This is a genomic window from Bacteroides cellulosilyticus DSM 14838 (assembly GCF_000158035.1).
GTDB lineage: Bacteria > Bacteroidota > Bacteroidia > Bacteroidales > Bacteroidaceae > Bacteroides > Bacteroides cellulosilyticus.
The window spans coordinates 1,149,582-1,151,594 of record NZ_EQ973491.1; the positions used below are offsets into that span (position 1 = coordinate 1,149,582).

General features: G+C 37.1%; 2 protein-coding genes. Both read right to left on the minus strand.

Annotation, left to right across the window (positions count from 1 at the left end; genetic code table 11):
- A partial coding sequence (locus BACCELL_RS16665) for a virulence RhuM family protein (protein ID WP_007213109.1) occupies positions 1-1,378 on the minus strand: 1,378 nt, incomplete at its 3' end.
- Between the two features lie 5 nt (positions 1,379-1,383).
- The coding region (locus BACCELL_RS16670; protein ID WP_007213110.1) for a restriction endonuclease subunit S at positions 1,384-2,013 on the minus strand (630 nt) is incomplete at its 5' end.

The following is a 2,013-nucleotide window of genomic DNA, read 5'->3' on the forward strand; positions in this document are numbered from 1 at the left end:
GTCCTTTATCTTTTAGACGTTTCAATTCCTTGTCAAAGTCAGACAAATATTCACGATCTTGTATGAGTTTAAATTTCTCATATTCACAGAAAGCTTTCGTTTGTGCTTCCTCATTAGATATTGTACCGGAATGTTTTAGAACCTCATAGTCGCTTATTGCCAGGAAATTACTTAATTTGTTTTTCCAATCATCCATGGTCGTGATGAGTTGTTGCTCTGCTCTTAGCTCTGCAAAATCAAGGAAAGCGGATGACAGACGTTCTAACTGTGATACCTCTTTGTCTGACAGATAGTTCTTGGCAACTATTGTATCTGACTTTTGTATTCTTCCATCAGGGGCTTTCTTCCACGTTGTCAGTCCCATGTGGGGCATTTCAGCATCGGCACGATTGTAGATTAATTCTGCTGCTGTATGGTGGGTTACTGCCCAATGCATCATATTTTGCACCATTTTGAAAAACAGTTTGGTTATTTCTGATTTAGCATCGTAATCTGCACTACATTCAGCATATACATCTGTTATTTTCTGATAATACCTACGTTCGGAAGTGCGAATTTCACGGATACGTTGCAGTAAATCATCGAAATAATCTTTTCCGAAATGGCGGCCTTGCTTTAAGCGCTCATCATCCATTGCAAAGCCTTTTACGATAAATTCCTTTAGAACTCCGGTAGCCCAAATTCTGAATTGAGTGGCTTGATAACTATTTACTCGATATCCGACAGCAATGATTGCATCAAGATTATAGAACATTGGAGAACGTTCAACTTCTCTTTCTCCTTCTTGCTGAACTATCTGAATTTTTCGGATAGTTGCTTCTTCTTGCAATTCTCCGGACTCGTATATCTGTCCTAAATGGTAGTTGATGGTCTTTATATCTACGCCAAAAAGAGCAGCCATTCGCTTTTGAGACATCCAGAAGGTTTCATTATTAAATATCACTTCTATCTTTACTTCTCCTTGGCTTGTTTTATAGAGCAAGATATTGGAGGATAGATTATTAGAGGTTAGTTCAAATAAACTTGTCTGATTTTTGAAAAAGATGCGGGCTTGTTGTACTAATGTCTTCTTGGAGTCTGCATTTTCGGCAATGATAAGACAAGCCATTCTTGATAAATGGAAGTTTTCTACATTTCTGTATGCTCCGGAACCAAGTTTAACCATTTCTACAGCAAGGTAAAAATGGTCGTTTATATCCATTCCTTTTGCCTGAGCAATCGCGATAGCTTTCTTTACTACAGAAGCAAACCTGTAATAGGTTGTATACCCCATAGCTCCACATAAATCACGCGAAGTCCAATATTCCTTTCCATCTTGGTTGTACTTCTTTATTAGCTCAAACTGCGGTTTCATTTCAGGTATCTTGTTCTCTTCCATATGTGTTATCTGTTTAAATCATTAACTTTTAGCTCACCAGACATGAGTTTTGGCAATAATGCGTCACGAATCATTGATAATCGCATATTTTGAAGCGAATTGTCTTTAATTGTTTTTAATGTGATTTCAGCATGGCTCATGAATGATTCAAGCTCTTCACGTGGAATGACAGGAATTCTGTATTTGCCGATTGTATCTCCTGAAACTCTTTGACGTCCACTACTTCCGTTCATATTTTTAACAGCATAGTCTACAAAATCATGATTACGAGCTAAAAAATAGAAGAATGATGAAGAATAATTGTTTTTAGCTGAGATCACTATATACTCTGTGGAGCCATATGCGATTTCATCCTTATCAAGGAAATTGATGAAAGCAGTCTTTCCATTTTCAAGGCAAGGAGTAATCCTAGCTATTAAAGTATCTCCATTACGGAACTTCATACCACCATTGTATTCTTTTTCTATCCATCCATTAGGAAAACTGCCTATGGTTGGAAGATTTGCCATTTCAATACACTTTGCAGATGTACCTTTACTTAAATTTCGCTTAGGGTTAATTTCTGCAATTTCGTGAATTAATACAGTTGTACTATCTGCATATCTGTCAAGTAGTTCATTGAGCCAGGCTTGTGT